Annotated in this window: 11 protein-coding genes; 4 read left to right on the forward strand and 7 right to left on the reverse strand. The window is 71.3% G+C overall.

Annotation, left to right across the window (positions count from 1 at the left end; translation table 11 throughout):
• Nucleotides 1–138 precede the first annotated feature (138 nt).
• Nucleotides 139–1,230 (reverse strand): PQQ-dependent sugar dehydrogenase, encoded by a 1,092-nt coding sequence (locus tag ACGFIO_RS41440; RefSeq protein WP_392836044.1) that lies wholly within the window; start codon nucleotides 1,228–1,230, stop codon nucleotides 139–141.
• A 143-nt stretch (nucleotides 1,231–1,373) separates the two neighbouring features.
• Here ACGFIO_RS41440 and ACGFIO_RS41445 point away from each other — a divergent pair, with 143 nt between their 5' ends.
• From ACGFIO_RS41445 to ggt, 3 genes are all read left to right on the forward strand, one after another.
• Nucleotides 1,374–4,445 carry a M14 family zinc carboxypeptidase gene (locus ACGFIO_RS41445; RefSeq protein ID WP_392836046.1) on the forward strand — a complete coding sequence of 1,024 codons (3,072 nt, stop codon included), beginning with the start codon at nucleotides 1,374–1,376 and terminating at the stop codon, nucleotides 4,443–4,445.
• A gap of 40 nt (nucleotides 4,446–4,485) precedes the next feature.
• Entirely contained in the window at nucleotides 4,486–5,940 is a 1,455-nt protein-coding gene (locus ACGFIO_RS41450) for an alpha/beta hydrolase (protein ID WP_392836048.1), read from the forward strand.
• A gap of 79 nt (nucleotides 5,941–6,019) precedes the next feature.
• The gene (ggt, locus tag ACGFIO_RS41455) at nucleotides 6,020–7,804 is read left to right on the forward strand and encodes a gamma-glutamyltransferase (protein ID WP_392836051.1); all 1,785 of its coding nucleotides are present in this window, start codon (nucleotides 6,020–6,022) and stop codon (nucleotides 7,802–7,804) included.
• Between the two features lie 163 nt (nucleotides 7,805–7,967).
• On the opposite strand, the gene ACGFIO_RS41460 is transcribed toward ggt, so the two are convergent.
• The 6 genes from ACGFIO_RS41460 to ACGFIO_RS41485 form a co-directional block, all read right to left on the reverse strand.
• Nucleotides 7,968–8,360 (reverse strand): hypothetical protein, encoded by a 393-nt coding sequence (locus tag ACGFIO_RS41460; protein WP_392836054.1) that lies wholly within the window; start codon nucleotides 8,358–8,360, stop codon nucleotides 7,968–7,970.
• Between the two features lie 178 nt (nucleotides 8,361–8,538).
• The gene (locus tag ACGFIO_RS41465; protein ID WP_392836056.1) at nucleotides 8,539–10,668 is read right to left on the reverse strand and encodes an ATP-binding protein; all 2,130 of its coding nucleotides are present in this window, start codon (nucleotides 10,666–10,668) and stop codon (nucleotides 8,539–8,541) included.
• Between the two features lie 65 nt (nucleotides 10,669–10,733).
• On the reverse strand, nucleotides 10,734–11,621 hold the full coding sequence (gene trmB / locus ACGFIO_RS41470) for a tRNA (guanosine(46)-N7)-methyltransferase TrmB (protein WP_392836058.1): 888 nt from the start codon (nucleotides 11,619–11,621) through the stop codon (nucleotides 10,734–10,736).
• Nucleotides 11,622–12,341: 720 nt separating this feature from the next.
• Nucleotides 12,342–13,319 carry a hypothetical protein gene (locus ACGFIO_RS41475; protein WP_392836061.1) on the reverse strand — a complete coding sequence of 326 codons (978 nt, stop codon included), beginning with the start codon at nucleotides 13,317–13,319 and terminating at the stop codon, nucleotides 12,342–12,344.
• A 311-nt stretch (nucleotides 13,320–13,630) separates the two neighbouring features.
• A complete protein-coding gene (locus ACGFIO_RS41480) occupies nucleotides 13,631–14,278 on the reverse strand; it encodes a hypothetical protein (protein ID WP_392836064.1) in 648 nt (215 codons plus the stop codon).
• A 107-nt stretch (nucleotides 14,279–14,385) separates the two neighbouring features.
• A complete protein-coding gene (locus ACGFIO_RS41485; protein WP_392836067.1) occupies nucleotides 14,386–15,933 on the reverse strand; it encodes a methyl-accepting chemotaxis protein in 1,548 nt (515 codons plus the stop codon).
• Between the two features lie 158 nt (nucleotides 15,934–16,091).
• Here ACGFIO_RS41485 and ACGFIO_RS41490 point away from each other — a divergent pair, with 158 nt between their 5' ends.
• The gene (locus ACGFIO_RS41490) at nucleotides 16,092–18,614 is read left to right on the forward strand and encodes an IPT/TIG domain-containing protein (RefSeq protein ID WP_392836070.1); all 2,523 of its coding nucleotides are present in this window, start codon (nucleotides 16,092–16,094) and stop codon (nucleotides 18,612–18,614) included.
• Nucleotides 18,615–18,661: the final 47 nt, after the last annotated feature.

The raw sequence follows: 18,661 nt of genomic DNA on the forward strand, positions 1-18,661 counted from the left end.
GAAGCCGGCCAACACCCGAGCGGGTGTGGCCAACGCCCGAGCGGAGGCCGGCCAACGCCTGAGTGCGAAGCCGGCCGCCGCCTGAGCGGAGGCCGGCCAACGCCTGAACTTCCTGCGGTTCCCGGCCCGGTCAGCCTGTCAGCCGGCCTTGGCCGGGAACCGCAGGATCCGGTCGTCGCCGTCCCGGACGTTCACGTCCCGGTCGGTGTTGGACGACGTCAGCCACAGGGCGCCGTCGGGTGCGACGGCGACCGTGCGCAGCCGGCCCCACCGGCCGGTGAAGTGCGCCTGCGGCGTGCCCCCGGCCAACGGCACGGTCCACAGCCGTTCGCCCCGCAGCGCCGCCACGTACATGGTGTCGCCGGCGATCGCGCCGCCGGACGGTGACGCCTCGGACGTGGGCCAGGTGACCAGTGGCCGGGTGAACCGGGCCGGCCCGGAGTCGCCCTCGGCCTCGGGCCAGCCGTAGTTCCGGCCTTTCTCGATGTGGTTGACCTCGTCGAGGCGGTTCTGGCCGAACTCGGTGGCGTACATCGCGCCGTCCGCGGTCCAGGCCAGGCCCTGCACGTTGCGGTGCCCGGAGGTCCAGATCGGCGAACCGTCCTCGGGGTTGCCCGGTGCCGGCCGGCCCTCGGGCGTGAGCCGCAGGACCTTGCCGTTGTTGCTGCCCCGGTCCTGTGAGCGGGAGGGCTCGGCGGCGTCCCCGGTGCCGACGTAGAGCATGCCGTCCGGCCCGAACGCGATCCGCCCGCCGTTGTGGTTCCCGGCCTTGGCCAGCCCGGTGAAGATCACCTCGGGCTTGGCGTCGCTGCCCAGTTTGAACCGGACGATCCGGTTGTCGTCGCCGGCCGTGGTGTAGGCGTAGACCCATTGGGTCTGTGGGTAGTCCTTGGCGAGGGCGAGACCCAGCAGGCCACCCTCACCTCCGGGGTCGACGTCCGACACGCGGTACGCCTCGCGCGGCTTCTGCCCCGGCGTGATCTGCAGAATGGTCGTTTTGTCGCGCTGGCCGACCAGGGCGCTGCCGTCGGGCAGGAACGCCAGCCCCCAGGGCACGTCGACGCCGGTCGCGAGGGTTTCCGGCTCGGCGTTAAGGTCCGGGAGCCCGGCCCGCGCGGGGGGAGCGGATGCGAACGACGGCGCCGGCGGCTGTGGCGCGTCCTCGGAAGAACAGGCCGTGAGCAGCGCTGTTGTCGCGACCAGGCAGACCAGGCGATGGGTACGGGTCATGGCCACAACGGTGCCACGGGCTAAGTGGGGACAATTCTCCGTTACCTGAACTTAACCGATTGAGCCGGATGAATGATTGACAGCGCCGATGGGGTGCCAGAGGGTCCACTCACGACCTTCCAACCCATCGGAGGCCATCCATCATGAGATCCAGACGCTGGCTCACCGCCGGCGCTGCCATCATCCTGGGCGCGGTCACGGCCGTCACCCAGGCCCCGGCGGCCATCGCGGCGCCGGCCCCGGACGCCGACTCGCTCGGGGTCTACGTCGGCACGCTGGACGGCGCCCAGCTGGAAAAGCTGCGCGCGGCCGGCATCGACAGCCACGAGAGCAACATCGCCCCGCCGGCCGGCGGCAAGGTCGCCGTGGAGACGATCCTCGCGCCCTCGCAGGCCGCGAAGTTGATCGCTGACGGCGTACCCCTCAAGGTCAAGGCGGCGACCAAGGCCATGCGCAAGCAGGCCGCGGCCGGGCCCACCGTCTTCCGCCCCTACAACGCGCCCGGCGGCCTCCGCGACGAGATCGCCGCGACCGCGGCCCGCAACCCCAAGATCGCCAAGCTGATCACCATCGGCAACAGCCTGCGCGGCGTGCCGATCCAGGGCATCAAGCTGACCAAGGGCGCCCGCAACGTGCCCGACGGCGCCCGGCCCTCGGTGCTGTACATCGGCGCCCAGCACGCCCGCGAGTGGATCACGCCGGAGATGAACCGGCGGCTGATGCACTACCTGGTCGACGGCTACGGCAAGGACCCGGCGATCACCCGGCTGCTCGACACCACCGAGGTGTGGATCATCCCGGTGCACAACGTCGACGGCTACGACTTCACCTTCACCGGGGACAACCGCCTCTGGCGCAAGAACCTGCACGACAACAACGGCGACGGCCAGATCACCTCGGGCGACGGCGTCGACCTCAACCGGAACTTCGCGGAGAAGTGGGGCTTCGACAACGAGGGCTCCGCGGACGACCCGTCGGACGAGACCTACCGCGGCACCGGCCCGAACTCCGAGCCCGAGACCCAGGCGCTCAACCGGCTCTTCCAGAAGGTCGGCTTCGAGTTCTTCGTCAACTACCACTCGGCCGCCGAGCTGCTGCTCTACGGCATCGGCTGGCAGGTCGACACGATCAGCCCGGACGACCAGATCAGCGTCGCGATGGCCGGTGACGACGCGCACCCGGCGGTACCGGGCTACGACCCGGACATCTCCGCCGAGCTGTACACCACCAACGGCGACACCGACACGCACGCGCAGGTCCGGTACGGCACAGTCGGCTTCACGCCGGAGATGACCACCTGCGAGACCGCGTCGGCGATCGACCCGGCCGACCAGTGGGACCCGGCCGACTGCCAGAGCGGCTTCAACTTCCCCGACGACGAGAAACTGATCGAGCAGGAGTTCGAGAAGAACATCCCGTTCGCGCTGTCGGTGGCCCAGTCGGCCAAGGACCCGGCCAACCCGGTGTCGGCGGTCGGGCGGACCGCGCCCGACCTGCAGGCCGACCCGTTCGACGTCTCCTACGGCACCACCCAGACGGTGGCCGTGGTGGCCGAGCGGGCGCTCAAGGACAAGGTGCTGCACTACCGCGTCAACAACGGCGCCGAGCGCACCGCGGCGATCCGTCGCTGGGACGGTGGCGAACGCTACGGCAACACCAACAACAAGTACTACGCCGAGTTCCGCGGCCTGGTCCGCGGGCAGAAGCCGGGCGACAAGGTGAGCGTCTGGTTCACCGCGACCGGGGCGCAGCCGACCGTGCCGTTCACCTACACGGTGGCCGGTGACATCGGCGGCGACGTGCTGGTGCTCGCGGCCGAGGACGTCACCGGCGTCTCCCCGGCCAACACCGACGGCGCCACCTCGGCCCGGTACGCCGACGAGCACGTCGCCGCCATCGAGGCGGCCGGCCTGGCCGCCGACGTGTACGACATCGACGCCAACGGACGGAAGGCGCCGCACCCGCTCGGCGTGCTGTCGCACTACAAGGCGGTCGTCTGGGAGACCGGCGACGACGTCATCCCGCGGGCGGCCGGGCAGCCGTCCGGCACCGCCTCCCGCAACGCCTGGCAGACCGAGCTGGCCGTCCGGGACTACCTCAACGAAGGCGGGAAGCTGATCTACGACGGCAAGTACGCGGGCTACGCCAACGCCGCCGACGGTCAGTACGACTACCAGCCCAACCCCGGCGCCGAATGCTCCAGCGGCACCGACGCGACGTGTCTGCCCCTGTTCAACGACTTCCAGCAGTACTGGCTGGGGGCGTACGCGTACATCGACAACGGCGGCACCAGCCCCACCGGGCCGTACCCGCTGGAGGGCAACGCCGGGAAGTTCGACGGGTTCTCCGCGGCCCTGAACACGCCCGGCTCGGCCGGCAACCAGGACCACACCGGCGCGTTCATGTCCACCTCCAGCATCCTGCCGGCCGACGAGTTCCCGCAGTTCGCCAGCGCCGCGCCGGTCGATTGGGACACCCCCGGGGCGGCGCCGTACGACCCGTACGACGGCGACTGGTACCTGTACAGCGGCCAGGCCGACAGCAGCTACAAGCGGCTCACCCGCACCGTCGACCTGACCTCGGCCACCTCGGGCAAGCTGCTGTTCAACGTGTCGCACGACATCGAGCCCGGCTGGGACTTCATGTTCGTCGAGGCGCACACGGTCGGCCAGGACGACTGGACGACGCTGCCCGAGACCGGTGGACACACCCAGACCGGCACCGGTGACAGCTGCGCCTCGGGCATCCAGGAACTCCACCCGTTCCTCACCCACTACCAGGGTGCGGACTGCTCGCCCACCGGCACCACAGGCACCTGGAACGCGGTCACCGGGCCCAGCGGCGGCTGGCAGGAATACGGCTTCGACCTGTCCGCGTACCAGGGCAAGCAGGTCGAGCTGTCGATCAGCTACATGTCCGACTGGGGCAGCCAGGGCCTCGGCGTCTTCCTCGACAACGTGCGGGTGCAGACCAACGGGGCCACCACGGCGCAGACCTCGTTCGAGACCGACCTGGGCGGCTGGACCGTCGCGCCCCAGCCGGCCGGCTCGCCGGTCAACGCCAACTCGTGGAGCCGCAGCCAGAAGGCGTTCGACCAGGGTGCCCTGACCACCACCAAGCGCTCGGTGTTCACCGGCTTCGGTCTCGAGGGTCTCGCCCCCGCGGCCCGGGCCGACTTCGTCAAGCGCGCGTTCCGCCACCTCGGGGTGAAGTAGTCCCGGATTCCACCGATCCCGCCAGGGATCATGACGCAGGATGGGCCGGGTGCGAACCACCCGGCCCATTCTCGTGGCCCTGCTCGTCGTGCTTCTGCTGCCCGCCCCGGCAGCCGTCGCGGCGAGCACGGTCCTCGATTGGCAGCCCTGCGCGGACGACCCCTCCGCCCGCTGCGCCGTTCTGAGAGTGCCGGTCGAAACCGACGGCGACGGGTACGCCGAAACGCTGCCGATCGCCGTGGCCAAACGCCCGGCCACCCAGCCCGCCCAGCGCATCGGGACCCTGATCGTCAACCCCGGCGGCCCCGGCGGCAGCGGCGTCGACATGGTCATCGACGCGCCCCGGTTCTTCAGCGCGGCCCTGCGCGCGCGATTCGACATCGTCGGCTTCGACCCGCGCGGCGTCGGGCGCAGCAGCCCCGTGATCTGCGCCCGGTCCCTGCTCGACACCACGCCGTCGCCGCTGGTCGCGACCAAATCGGCGTACCGGAAGCTGCTCGGTTTTCATCGCGCGCTGACCGAGGACTGTGCCCGGCGCAGCGGCCCCGTCTATCGGCACGCCGACACGCTCAGCGTGGTGCGCGACATGGACCGCCTGCGGCACGCGCTGGGGGAGGAGCGGATCAGCTTCTACGGCGCCTCGTACGGGACACTGCTCGGCACCCAGTACGCCGCGCTGTACCCGCGCCGGACCCGCGCGCTGGTGCTGGACAGTGTGATGGACCACAGCGTGGACACCGCGCAGTTCCTGGCCGAAGGCACGGCGGCCGCCCAGGACGCCTTCGCGCAGTTCGCCGGCTGGTGCGGCCGGTCGCCCGACTGTGTCCTGCATGGAAAGAACGTCCGGGTGCTGTGGCAGGCGCTGCTGGCCCGGGCGGCGGCCGGCACCCTGGTCGACCCGTACCGGCCGGGCTTCCGGCCCAACGTCTTCGACCTGCTCGACGTGGCGTTCGGCTCATTCTATGACCCGCAGTGGTCCTCCCTCGCCTACTACATCCAGGAGGCCCTGACCGGCCCGCCGGCGCGCCGAGCGGCCGGCCCGCCGACCGCGGAGAACAGCTTCCCGGCCATCTTCTGCTCCGACTACCGATTCCCGACCATGGGGTACGCCTCATACGCGCGCCGCCTCGCCACCCTGCGCGCCTCGGCGCCCGACATGCGGGCGTCGTCGCTGGCCCTGTCGTCGGTGGCCGCCTGCCTGGGCCGATCCGGTCCGATCGCCAACCCGCAGCGCCCGTTCGCCCGCACACCGGTGCCGACGCTGGTGGTCGGGTCACGCCACGACCCGGCCACCCCGTACATCTGGGCCACCCGGGTCGCCGCGCAACTGGGCCCGAACGCGTCGATGGTCACCTACCTCGGCTGGGGACACGTGTCGTACGGGCGTACCACCTGCGTCACCGGCCTGATCGACCGCTACCTGATCTCGCTCACCCGGCCCGCGCCCGGAGCCGCCTGCCCCGGCGTGTTGCCGCCGCCGTCCGGGGTTGGCTGACCCTTCCAGTTGTGCGACCGCCTGATCACGGGTAGGCAGGAGTTCGCACACCCATCAATTTCCCTTCTGCGGAGGAACGATGCGGTTCCGACTTCTCGGCGCAGCTGCTCTCGGCCTCGTGGTGGCCGCTCCCGGCGCCGCGCCGGCCCAGGCCGCTCCCACTGATTCCAGCCCGACCGCCCGCGGCTACGGCGGCGCGGTCGCCACCGTGGATCCGACCGCCACCGCGGTCGGCATCGACGTCCTGCGCAAAGGCGGCAACGCGGTCGACGCCGCCGTCGCCGCGGCGGCCACGCTCGGCGTGACCGAGCCATTCTCGGCCGGGATCGGGGGTGGTGGGTTCTTCGTCTACTACAACGCGGCCACGCACCGGGTGCAGACGATCGACGGCCGCGAGTCCGGTCCCGCGTCGATGACCCGGGACTGGTTCATCGACCCGGCCGACGGCAAACCCTACGACTTCCAGGAGGCCCGGGTCAGCGGCCTCTCCGTCGGCACGCCCGGCACGCTCGCCACCTGGGACTCGGCCGCCCGCAAGTGGGGCACGAAGCCGCTCAGCCAGCTGCTGCAGCCGGCCGCGAGGGTCGCCGAGAACGGGTTCCCGGTCGACCCGACGTTCCGCCAGCAGGTGATCGACAACCAGGCGGTGTTCGGGCAGTTCGACTCGTCCAGCGACATCTACCTGCCCGGCGGCGCCCCGCCCACGGTCGGCTCGACGCTGCGCAACCCCGACCTGGCGGCGACCTACCGCTTGATCGCCCGCAAGGGCACCGGCGTCCTCTACAACGGCCCCGTCGGCCGCGACATCGTGCGGACGGTCCAGCACCCGCCGGTGTCATCGTCACCGATCGGCTCGTGGGCGTACCCCATCCGCGGCGCCGACCTGCGGCTGTCCGACCTCTCCGGGTACCGCCTCCGCTACCCCGCGCCGACCCGGTCGGACTACCGCGGCCTGACCGTCTACGGCATGACCACCCCGTCTAGTGGCGGGGTCGCGGTCGGCGAAGCCCTGAACATCCTGGAGCGCACCGACCTGTCCTCGGCATCCCGCGTCCAGGCCCTGCACCAATACCTCGAGGCGAGCGCGCTGTCCTTTGCCGACCGCAACCGTTACGTCGGCGACAACACCCCGCAGTGGAAGCTGGACCGCCTCATCTCGGACGGCTGGGCCCGGCAGCGAGCCTGCCAGATCGATCCGGCCCACGCCCTGACCAAGCCGGTCCCGCCGGGCGACCTGACCGCGTCCGGCTGCACCCCCGCCAAGGCCGGAGGCAAGGTCGAGGAGGGCCAGAGCACCACCAACCTGACCGTCGCCGACAAGTGGGGCAACGTCGTCGAGTACACGCTGACCATCGAACAGACCGGCGGCAGTGGCATCGTCGTCCCCGGGCGTGGCTTCCTGCTCAACAACGAGCTGACCGACTTCAACTTCACCGGTACGCAGGGCGACGCCCCCGACCCGAACCTGCCCGGCCCCAACAAGCGCCCGCGCAGCTCGATGTCGCCCACCATCATCCTCAAGGACGGAAAGCCGTACCTGGCCGCGGGCTCCCCCGGCGGCGCGACCATCATCACCACGGTCCTGCAGGTCCTGGTCAACCGCATCGACCTGGGCATGACCCTGCCGGAGGCGATGGCCGCACCGCGTGCCTCCCAGCGCAACACCCCCGGCATCCAGGCCGAACCGGCGTTCCACACCCAGTACGGTCCCGAACTGGAGGCCCTCGGCCACACCTTCGGCCCCGACGTCCCCGAACTGGGCGCCGCCACGGCAATCGAGTTCGGCCGCAACGGTCGCGTGATCGCCTCGGCCGAACCGTCCCGCCGTGGCAGCGGCGCCGCGGCGGTCGAGTTCCCCCGCTGAACCCAACCCGGGCCGGTGCGGCTGATCACCGGCCCGGGTTCCGGCCCGCCCTCGGAGGCGGGTCCCTTGCCCCAGCCGCCGACGTCGTTGGAGACGTGGGCGATGGTCTTCGGCCCCTTGGCCTGCTGGCTGGTCGCGTCGCCCTTGCTGATTGTCAGCGGTGTCACGCGACCAGGCTGTTACGGCAGGCATCCCGGACGCGACTGCTTAACAGTTCGTATTGCGAACGGCAGCGGCGGACCGGCGTGCCCGGCGGACGCTGCTGCACCTCGCCGCCGGTGACCGTCTCGTCCGGATGGAACTGGTCGGCGGTCAGGTCGACCTCGCGGCCGTCGGGGAGACGGTTCCAATAGTGGTGGCCGACCCGCACGCCGCCGGCCAGGACCGTGCCGAGGATCAGGTCGCCGCCGAGCAGGTCTTGGATCACCAGCGCGGTCACCCCGCACTGGCCGCGTGCGGGGTTGCCGGGATGCCAGTCGGGCAGGTCGTGCGGGTCGCAGGTGTCGGCACCCCAGGCGGCGCGGAGGATCGGTCGCAATGTGTCGAGGTCGGACATGCGAGAAGCCTGCCGCCTCAACCAGGTCGAGGGTCAAGCGCAAAACCGCCCGCGAAAGAGCAGAAACAGAGGCCACGTACGCGAGTTTCTCGGCGGGCGCCGAAGCGGCGTCACGCGGGGAGGCGTAGAACGGAGGACCGGGCGTCCACCTGGTCATACCCTATCTCGACCATAGAATTCAGCGGGCGTCGAGAGGCAATCTGACGCGTACGGTCGTGCCGGGCCCCTCATGGTCGGCCAGCTCGATCGTCCCGTGGTGCCGCTGGACGACCGCACGGCTCAGCGCCAGCCCCAGTCCCGTTCCCGGAATCGCCTTGTCCCGCACCACGCTCGCGCGGTGGAGCCGGGTGAACAGCCGGTCCCGTTCCTCCGGCCCGATGCCGATCCCGGTGTCCGACACCGACAGCTCGGCCGCCCGCCCCACCGGCCGGAGCCGCACCGTGATCTTGCCGCCGTCCGGGCTGTACTTCACCGCGTTGCCCAGCAGGTTGTCGATGACCTGCTTGAGCCGCCGCCGGTCGCCGGGCAGTACCAGCCCGTCCGGCAGCTCGGCGGCCAGCGACAGCGGCGCACCGTCGATCACGTCCCGGGTCCGCTCGACCGCCTCGCGCACCACGTCGGCCAGGTCGACCGGCGCCATGGTCATCGCCGCGTGCCCCGTGTCCAGGGCGGAGAGTTCCAGCAGCTCGTCGATGATGTGCCGCAGCCGGGTGGTGTTGCGGTCGACCACATCGAGCAGGGCCGGGCCGTCGGCGGCGAGCGCGGCCGGGTCGATCTCGCGGAGGATCTCGGTGTACGCGCTGATCGACGTGAGCGGTGTACGCAACTCGTGCCCGATCAGGGCCAGGTATTCGTTCTTGCTTCGGGTCAGCTGCCGCTGCAGGTCCTCGACGAGCTGCCGGTCGACGAACTGCGCCACCATCGCCGTGACGCCGGACAGCAGGGCCATGACCTCGTCCTCGGGGTCCTCCACGCTTTCCGCGAAGACCGTCAGAACCCCCAAAGGCTCCAATCCGTGGCGTACGGGCAGAGCCAGCGCCGCGTGCAGGTCGGACGTGGCGGCCGTGGTCGGCGAGATGAGGCTCTGCGGCCGGCCCACGTCACGGATCCAGAGCGGCTTGCCGACCTGCCACACCCGGCCCGACAACCCTTCGCCGAAGCGCATCTCCTCGGGCACCTTGATGTCGGCGGTCCAGCCCGGCCGGTTCCACGCCGCCGCCGCCCGCAGCACGCCGGCGGTGGCGTCGACCAACCACAGCTCGGCGTGCGCCCAGTCCAGCGTGCTGACCACGGCCTCCAGCACCCGCGGCCCCGCCGCCTCGATCGTGCCCGCCTCGGCCAGCGCCGTCGTCACGGCCAGCTCGCAGGTGCGGAACCGTTCGGCCCGGCGGCGCCGGGTGACGTCCTGCACGGCCTGCACCGCCCCGCTGGGCCGCCCGTCCGGCCCGGCGATCGGCCGCGCGTCGACCAGGTAGCGGCGCGTCCGGCGGCCCTTGCGGCGCAGCACCAGCTCGTGGTCGCGCAGATGCTCGCCGCGCAGCGCCCGGAACAGGCTGATGTCCTCGCGCCCGATCGGCTTGCCGTCCACGTCGGTCAGGCCGTCCGGCGCGCCGCTGGGTGTCGCCTCGTCCCACATCGCCCGCATCCGGGCGTTGACCAGCACCACGTTGCCGTCGGCGTCGCAGGCGGTGACGCCGTCGTGCAACGAGTCGAGCACCCCGTCGAGGAACCGGCGCTGCCGGTCGACCTCCCAGCGGGCCCGCTGCTCGGCGATCAGCAGGGTGCTGACCTGTGCGGCGGCGGCCACGGCGGCGACCTGCTCGCTGGTCCACAGCCGCGGGGCGGTGTCGTACGCGCAGCAGATCCCGGTGACGGTGCCGTCCACGTCGCACACCGGATGACCGAGGAACGCCCCGCGCGTCCCGTTCCGCCGCAGCCGCGAGTCCCCGTCGATCCGCGCATCGGTGGCGATGTCCTCGACGACGAGCGGCTGCCCCGTGCCGACGATGGGTTCGCCGAGGCTGCCGGCGAGCGGCGTTTCGGCGGCGTTCTCCCGCACTCCCGGCTGCCCGTGGGCGCCGGCCAGCACCAGCCGCTCCCCGGTGTCGTCGAGGAAATAGATGAGCCCCGTCGGCGCGCGGGCGGCGCGGGCCACGAGTTCGGCGATCTGATCGGCGGCCCCCGGACTCAACGCGATCGGTGACCACTCGGCCCGGCCCCGGCCGTCGAGCCCGGCGAGGCTCAGGACCAGGGCCGACCCGCCGCCCGGGTTCCGCTCCGCAGCCGGGGCGGTGTCGTCTCGCCGCATGGACCGACCTCCGCCCTCAGACTAAAGCGGGGAAAACGGCAAGTTCTTGCCATCCGGCAAATGCATCAGACACGTCGGTACACGAGATCGGCGATCGGCCGTCCCGCGCGTACGCCCCGCTTCTCGAACTTGGTCTCGGGCCGCCCCGCGGCCTCGTCATCCCGCCTCGGGCCGTCGTCCCGCACCGGCCCATTGTCCTGCGCCGGCCTCTTGTCCCGCACCGGCCGGTCGTCCTCCGGCGGCTTTTTGCCCTGCACCGGCCCGTCGTCCTGCGCTTGTTCCGTGTCCTGCGCCTGTTCCGTGTGCCGGGCTTGTTCCGTGTCCTGGGCTTGTTCCGTGTCCTGGGCCTGTTCCGTGTCCTGGGCCTGCTGTTCGTCCCGCACCAGGCCGCTGTCGGAGTCGAGCGTGGCGACCATGGCCTCGGCGTACTCGGGCCAGTCGGTGGCACAGTGCAGCACCCCGCCGACCCGCAACAGCTGCCGCAGCAGCACCACGTTCCCCGGTTGGATCAGCCGCCGCTTGTGATGCCGCGCCTTGGGCCACGGATCCGGGAAGAACACGTGAATCGCGTCCAGCCGCCCCGGCGCGATGCGGTGCACCAGCTCCATCGCGTCACCGTGGGCGACCCGCACGTTGGTCAGGCCGCCGTCACCGACGAGAGCGAGCAGATTGCCGATCCCCGGCGTGTGCACCTCGACGGCGAGGTAGTCCCGCCCCGGATCAGCCGCGGCCATGGCGGCGGTGACGTCCCCCATGCCGAAGCCGATCTCCAGCACCCGAGGCGCGACCCGCCCGAACAACTCGTCCAGATCCACCGCCGTCCGGTCCCCGTCAACCACGGTCAGCCCATACTTCGGCCACAACGCGGCCAGCGCCTCGGCGTGCCGCTTACTCATCCGCCCACGCCGCGGATGAAACGTCCGCACGGCCCTTCGCTCACCAGCATCATCCATCGCCCGACAAACGATACGGCGCGCCCTGGCCCCCGGACACCGAGGCGGTCCCTCGCGCGCCTGACCCCATGCCCTCCTGACCCGTGCGCGCGGGCATTTTTGCGCGCGCGCACTTTGTTGCGTGGGCAGTCTTGTGCGCCGGACCCCCCCCGCGCGCTGGGTGATGCAGCGACACCCGCGTGCCGGGAGGCGCGGCGGGCAAACGCGCCGAACGACGCGCGGGCCAGCGCGGGCCTTCGCGCGCCGGATCTGAGGCGATTCCTCGCGCCGGAGCCCCTTACTCGTTTCGCGCGGACGCATTTTGCGCGTGGGCACTTTCGCGGAAGGGACCTACTGCGCATGGAAGGCTCTGCGCGCCGATCCCTCGGGCGTCGCGCGATGCGGCGGGGCCGGGGGTGCTGACGGTGCGGCGGCCGGCGGTGCGGTGGGCGCTGGCTTGTCGGCAGTGCGGCGGGCAACGGGCGGCGGTGCAGTGGGCTCCGGGCGGTGATGGGGTGGGCTCTGGGCGGCGGTGGGGTGGGCTCCGGGCGGCGGTGCGGTGGGCTCCGGGCGGCGATTGGGTTGGCTCCGGGCGGTGATGCGGCGGCGATGCGGCGGCAAAGGGCGGCGATGCGGCGGGCGCGCTGGCGGTGCGGTGGGCGGCGGCGCGGTGGGGCTGGAGGGTCGGTGACGCGGTGCGCCCCTCCTCAAGGGGTGAGGAGGGGCGCGTCGGGTTGCGGGTTAGCGGGTGGGCTGGACGCTGGGCTGGGAGCCGGCGTGGAACGCGGTGCGGGAGTTGCCGGACAGGGCGACCACCATCACGTACGAGCCGCCGTTGTACTGGCCGGTGGCCACGGCGCGGGTTGCGTCGACGTAGGCCATCTCGCGGTCCAAGGTGGCGCCGACTGTGCGCTTGGCGCCGGAGATGGTGTCCAATTCGACCACGTGCACGGGGGCGCTCTCGGCCGCCGTCTCGCCCTCCTGGTAGGCGGTGAAGGCCAGCTTGGCGCCGTCGGACCGCCAGTTCGGGAGCACCGCGAAACCGCTGTTTTGGAGGCTGCCACCGCCGAACGCGGCGATCGTGCGCTCGCCGCCGGTGGCCACGGTGCCGACGGTCAGGCAATTGTCGTAGACGGACTCGCAGTTGCCGCCGCGGAAGGCGATCCGGGTGCCGTCGGGCGACCAGGCGACCGCGTCGTCGGTGCGGAGCCGGGCGTTCAGGTCACCGCTCGCGGCGGCGGCCGGCGTCGGCGACGCGGGCAGGGCCTCGCCGCGGCAGTCGCCGGGGAAAAGCACCTCGGGCTGGGCGTTGGTGGCCGTGGCGGAGACGCGGTAGACGCCCGGACCGCCCGAGCAGGACAGTGACGCGAAGGCGATCCACTTGCCGTCGGGCGAGTAGGACGGGCCGGACGCGGCGCGGGTGGTGAGCCGGCGCTTGGCGGTGCCGTCGGCCTTCATCGTCCACAGCTGACCGCCCTTGAGGTACGCCAGCTGCTTGCCGTCGGGCGACCAGCGCGGACGGGTGTAGCCGCCGTCCTTGGTCAGCCGGGTCTCGGCGGCGCCCTTGCTCACGTACACATCCCCGCCGCGAACGTACGCGACCAGGCTGGGCAGCGCCGGCGTGGCGGCCGAGGCGGCGGCCGGCGCGAACAACGCACCCGCCGCCATCCCGAACACCGCAAGAGCAGTACTACCCGCGACCTTGAGAACTGCCTTCATAACCGAACGCCCCCCGACGTCGTCCCCCGCTTACACCGGAAGACATCGTCGCAACCGCGCTGCACCTAAGGAGTTCCCGACACGAAACCCATCTTTTTCCTGGCCGATCGGACAACTCAGGCTGCCCGCATGGTGGTGGAGGCTGCTGCTTTGCCTGCGGGCTGGCGCTGAAGGTTGGCCGGTCACGCTGCCCGCATGGTGGTGGAGGGCTGCTGCTTTGCCTGCGGGCTGGCGCTCAAGGTCGGCCGGGCTGCCCGCATGGTGGTGAAGGCTGCCGCTTTGCCCGCGAGCCGGCGGTCGGTGTCGGCTGGTCAGGCTGCCCACATGGCGGTGAAGGCCGCCGCTTCGCCCGCGAGCCAGCGCTCGACGTCGGCCGGCTTGCTCGCCGGATCGAGCCGGTGGCTGACCCCGCGCCGCACGTCGACCAGGACCGGCGACGCGTTGGGCAGGATCTGGTCCATGTGCCGGGCCATCAGGTGCAACGTCGCGGTGATCACCTCGGCGCTGGGCGGGTCCTCGTCGAAGTGCAGCCGGACCGCCTCGCGGCTGCTGTCCGCGTACCGTAGGCCGAAGTGGGGGTTGATCTTGACTGCGAGGGGGCCGACCGACGCCAGGGCCTCGCGGGTCTGGGCCAGGCCGACCTGCTCGGGGTCACCGAGCGAGGCGAGGTAATGGGCGGCGCCGGCGCTGACCGCCTCGTACAGCGGCTTCCATCGGGGTTTGACCAGGTTGGGCACCTCAGCGAGATAGCTCCCGCCGGTGCGGAACGCGATGTCGGCCTTGAGTGCTTTGACCAGCTGGCCGTGCGGGTTGAAGCCGGACCGCCGCTCGCGCTGGCGTCGCAGACCGCCGACGAAGGTGGCCTTGGCCGGGCCGGTCCGGGCGACGTAACGGGTGAAACCGAGCATCGTGGCGTAGGGCGGGATCGGGGCAGCCGGAAGGGTGACAGTCGACGTCATGTGTGATCTTCCCCCGCAGGTCAGTAGCGGTTTTAGTACACACATACTAATCGACGGGTACGACATTTACTAACCCGCTGGTGGTCACCCGGGCACACGCTGTTGATCTATGTCTGGAGGGCCGACGCCATCTTGGCCTGCTCCTCGAGCACCTCGTTGATGCGGGCCTGGACCGCGTCCATCTGCCCGATCGTCTCGCTGGTGGTGTGGATGCCGGAGCTGACCGTACGCGCGCTGTTCTGGATCCCGGTGATCTGCTCGGCGACCTTCTGGGTGGCCTCGGCCGTCTCCCGGGCCAGGTCCTTGACCTCGCCGGCGACCACCGCGAAGCCCCGGCCGACCTCGCCGGCCCGGGCCGCCTCGATGGTGGCGTTCAGCGCGAGCAGGTTGGTCTGGTCGGCGATCGAGGAAATGATCTTGATGACGTCGCCGATCGCCGACGACGCCTGGCCCAGCGCCTCCACCTCGTTGGTCATCGCCGACGCCTTGCTCACCGCCTCCTCGGCCACCCGGGTGGCGTCGTCCGACGCGGCCCGCAGCCGGGACACCGTGTCCAGCAGGTCCCGCGCGTTCGATGACGCCGTCTCGCCGGCCCGCACGATGTCCAGCCGCTGCGACACCAACTGCTGCACGTTGCGCAGGGCCGACGCGCGGGACTCGGACAGCTCGATGAACTCGGTGGTGAAGAAGTCCATCGTGCCGATGATGCGACCGTGGCTGAGGATCGGGAAGCAGACGCCCGACCGTACGCCCGCCCGCATCGCCGCCGGACCACGCACGCAGTCGGTCAGTTCGGCCAGGTCCCGCACGAAGACCAGGTCCCGGGCCCGCCAGGCCCGGCCGGAAAGACCGACACCCTCGGCGAAGGTGGCCGCCAGGGTCACCTTGCGGAACTCCTCACCGGCCGAGCCCGACTCCTGCTGGAACCGCAGCACGTTGGTCGACTCGTCGATCTCCCAGTACGACCCGTAGGCCCAGTCGAACGCCGTCCGCACCGAATCCAGCGCCATCCGCAGCGCCGACTGGCTGTCCGTCGCCTCGCCCAGCGCCGTCACCACGCTGGTCACCGCCAAGCGGTCGTCGGCCACCTGGCGCAGCTCGGCCGAGGCCAGCGCGTTCCATCGGGCCTGCTCGGCGATCCGGGCGATGGAGGCCCACTTCTCGGTACGCGGCCCGTCGATGTAGAGCGGCTCCGGCGAGTAGTACTCGAGCACCGCGATCGACCGCCCGTCCCGGATCACCGGGGTGACGATCGCCGCCGACATCCCGGCCCGGCCCGCCGCCTGGCAGCGCTTGCAGTCCCCGCACTGGTCCATCGCGCCCACATAGACCGGCCGGCCGCTGCGGAACGCCCGGCCGACCAGCCCGGCGTCGGCGGGCAGGGTGCCGGTGCCACCGGACGCGGCGTGCACGTCCGCGGCGATCTTGCCCTTCTCGTACACCAGCTGCAGTTGATTGTCCGGACCGGGCAACCAGCAGGCGCCGTACGCGAAGCCGTGCGCCTCCGCCGTGCTGTCGACGGTGATCTTCCAGGCGGACTTCTCGTCGGTGGCGCGACCCAGGTCGGCGATCAGCTTCTCCAGGCTCTCCACGTCGCGAGGAACCGACCGGGGAGCGTTCTGGTTGTCGCTGGATTGCGAGCGGAACAGAGGCATGCCCTCATATTCCGACAAGTACCACCGGATCCGCCCCGAAATGGCAGTAATGCCCAGGAGCTGTGATCGGACCGACCGGTCGTCACGCTCAAGCCGACCCGGCCCCGGCCGATCGTGCGGTCTGACAGACCGACTGGCTTGAGCTTGTGGGGAGCGGCATGCGACGGGCGATACGCGACCGTGCGGGGATCCTGGCGATCCTCGTACTCGCCGTGTTCGGCTTCGCCGCGCCGGCCCGGGCCGACTCTCCCGGGGACGAGCCGTCCTTCGACGCCATGGCCGACGGCGCCCCGCTGGCCGCTGAGGCCGTGATCAGCGAGGACGAGTCGCACATGGGTGGCTACGTCGCCCCGCCGACCCGGCTCAACGCCCGCCCCGGCAGCCTCGGCGCCGGCGCCTACGACCAGCTGCCGGCCAGCGTCGACCTGCGCTCGTACGCGCCGGCCGTGGGCGACCAGGGCTCGATCGGCGCCTGCGTGGCCTGGACGCTGAGCCGCAGCATCATGGGTTACTACGCCAACCGCACCGGAACCAACGACGCCCCGTACGCGCCGCTCTACCTCTACATGCGCAACGTGGCCGCGGGCGGCGCCCCCAGTTCGGGCACCAACCCGGACTCGGTCCTGGCCAACCTGCAGGCGTACGGCGTCGACGCGCAGGACGACTACTTCCAGGGCACCACCAACTACAAGGTGGCACCGACCGCCGCGCAGATCAGCACGGCCACCAACTACAAGATCACCGGCTACACGCGCCTGTTCAGCGGCCCCAACCAGGGCGTCAACGCCAAGACCGTGATCATGCAGGCGCTGGCCGGCAACACGCCGGTGGCGGTCGGCTTCCCGGTCTACCGCGACTTCATGGACCTGGGCCAGCACACCGTCTACAACACGCTCAGCGGCACCAGCCTGGGCGGGCACATGGTCACCGCGTTCGGCTACGACAGCGAGGGCGTCATCCTGCGCAACCAGTGGGGTACGGGCTGGGGCAACAACGGCGACGCCAAGGTCTCCTGGGCCTTCGTGCAACAGGTGATGACCGCCGCGTACACGGTCAGCGGGATCAGCGGCCCGGACACCTCGATCACCCCCGCGCCGCAGGTCACCCAGCTCTCGGTGGCCAAAGGCAGCGCCGGCGCCTCGGTCACGATCATCGGCAGCGGGCTGGCCAAGGCGACCAAGGTCACCTTCGGCGGCACCAGCGCCTCGTTCACCCGGACGGTGACCAACGGCGTGACCCGGCTCGTCGCCACCGCACCCGCCCACGCCGGCGGATCGGTGCAGGTGGCCGTGACCAACCCGGCCGGCACCAGCCCGGACACCGGTGCGGACGATTTCGCGTACCCCATGCCCGCGCCGGTGATCAACGGCCTGAACCCGAACGCCGGCACCACTCAGGGCGGCACCAGGGTCACGCTGACCGGCACCGACCTCGAATCGGCGACCAGCGTCACCATCGGCACCGACACGGTCACCCCGTCCGACGTCACGGACGGCTCGCTGACCTTCGTCACACCGTCCCACACCGCCGGCAACCTCAACGTCACAGTCACCAACGCGGCCGGCAAAACCAGCGCGGCCGCAAGATTCGCGTACGTGACGCCGGCCGCGCCCATCGTCACAGGCATCGCACCGGCCACCGGACGCGCCAACACCACCACCCAGATCACCATCACCGGCAGCAACCTCGACAACGCCACCGCCGTCACCGTCGACGGCGACTCGGTGCCGTTCGCCAAGGTGTCCAGCACCCAGATCCGCGTCAACCTGCCCGCCCGCGCGGCCGGCTCGGCCGACATCCGGGTGATCACGCCGACCGGGAACTCCGGCACGACGTTCACGTACGTGGCCCCGAGCGTCCCCACGATCACCGGCCTGTCGCCCAACTCGGGCCTGACCAACGCCACCACCACGGTCGTGGTCACCGGCACCAACCTCGGCAACGTCTCGAAGGTGCTGCTCAGCGGCACGGTATGCAGCTACACGATGGTCAACGCGACCACCCTGAAGGTGTTCGTCAAACCGCGCGCGGCCGGCTCGTCCAGCCTGACCATCACCACCGGCGGCGGCACCAGCGCGCCCGCCACCTGGACGTCGGTCACCCCCGGCAAGCCCGTGATCGGCGCACTGAGCCCCGCACAGGGCCTGGCCGCGTCGACCACCACGGTCACCGTCACCGGCACCGGCTTCACCGGCACCACCCGCATCTCGATCGGAGGCCGGGCCACCACGTTCACCCGCGTCTCGTCGACCAAGCTGACCTTCGTCGCGCCGGCCCTCGGCCGGGCCGCCTCGGTGCCGGTCGTCGTGACCAGCCCCGGCGGCGTCAGCATGGGCAAGACGTTCAGCTACAAGACCTCGATCGCACCCACCCTGACCGCGATCAGCCCCGCGACCGGCCCCACCACCTCCAACACGGCGGCGGTGCTGACCGGCCGCTACCTCACCGGCGCCTCGATCGTGACCGCGGCCGGCAAGCGGGTCAGCTTCAAACGCGTCTCCGACACCCAGATCAACATCACGCTGGTACGCCGCTCCGCCGGCACCGTGGACATCCAGGTCCGCACTTCCGGCGGCCTCAGCAACACGCTGACCTTCCGCTACGTCGCCCCGTCGGCGTCGGCTTCCACCGTTTCGTCGGCGGCTGCTGTGACCAGGACGTCCCGCCCCCTCTACACCTGACCGAAGCGCGTGCGCCGTCGCTGCCCCCACCCCGGTGGGTGTCTGGG

This window comes from Actinoplanes sp. NPDC049265 (assembly GCF_043197135.1).
Taxonomy (GTDB): Bacteria; Actinomycetota; Actinomycetes; order Mycobacteriales; family Micromonosporaceae; genus Actinoplanes.

What these genes read in the sequence shown, in the direction of transcription:
- ACGFIO_RS41440 (WP_392836044.1), bottom strand. Translation starts at nt 1,230, where the DNA reads ATGACCCGTACCCATCGCCTGGTCTGCCTGGTCGCGACAACAGCGCTG.
- ACGFIO_RS41445 (WP_392836046.1), top strand. Translation starts at nt 1,374, where the DNA reads ATGAGATCCAGACGCTGGCTCACCGCCGGCGCTGCCATCATCCTGGGC.
- ACGFIO_RS41450 (WP_392836048.1), top strand. Translation starts at nt 4,486, where the DNA reads ATGGGCCGGGTGCGAACCACCCGGCCCATTCTCGTGGCCCTGCTCGTC.
- ggt (WP_392836051.1), top strand. Translation starts at nt 6,020, where the DNA reads ATGCGGTTCCGACTTCTCGGCGCAGCTGCTCTCGGCCTCGTGGTGGCC.
- ACGFIO_RS41460 (WP_392836054.1), bottom strand. Translation starts at nt 8,360, where the DNA reads ATGTCCGACCTCGACACATTGCGACCGATCCTCCGCGCCGCCTGGGGT.
- ACGFIO_RS41465 (WP_392836056.1), bottom strand. Translation starts at nt 10,668, where the DNA reads ATGCGGCGAGACGACACCGCCCCGGCTGCGGAGCGGAACCCGGGCGGC.
- trmB (WP_392836058.1), bottom strand. Translation starts at nt 11,621, where the DNA reads ATGGATGATGCTGGTGAGCGAAGGGCCGTGCGGACGTTTCATCCGCGG.
- ACGFIO_RS41475 (WP_392836061.1), bottom strand. Translation starts at nt 13,319, where the DNA reads ATGAAGGCAGTTCTCAAGGTCGCGGGTAGTACTGCTCTTGCGGTGTTC.
- ACGFIO_RS41480 (WP_392836064.1), bottom strand. Translation starts at nt 14,278, where the DNA reads ATGACGTCGACTGTCACCCTTCCGGCTGCCCCGATCCCGCCCTACGCC.
- ACGFIO_RS41485 (WP_392836067.1), bottom strand. Translation starts at nt 15,933, where the DNA reads ATGCCTCTGTTCCGCTCGCAATCCAGCGACAACCAGAACGCTCCCCGG.
- ACGFIO_RS41490 (WP_392836070.1), top strand. Translation starts at nt 16,092, where the DNA reads ATGCGACGGGCGATACGCGACCGTGCGGGGATCCTGGCGATCCTCGTA.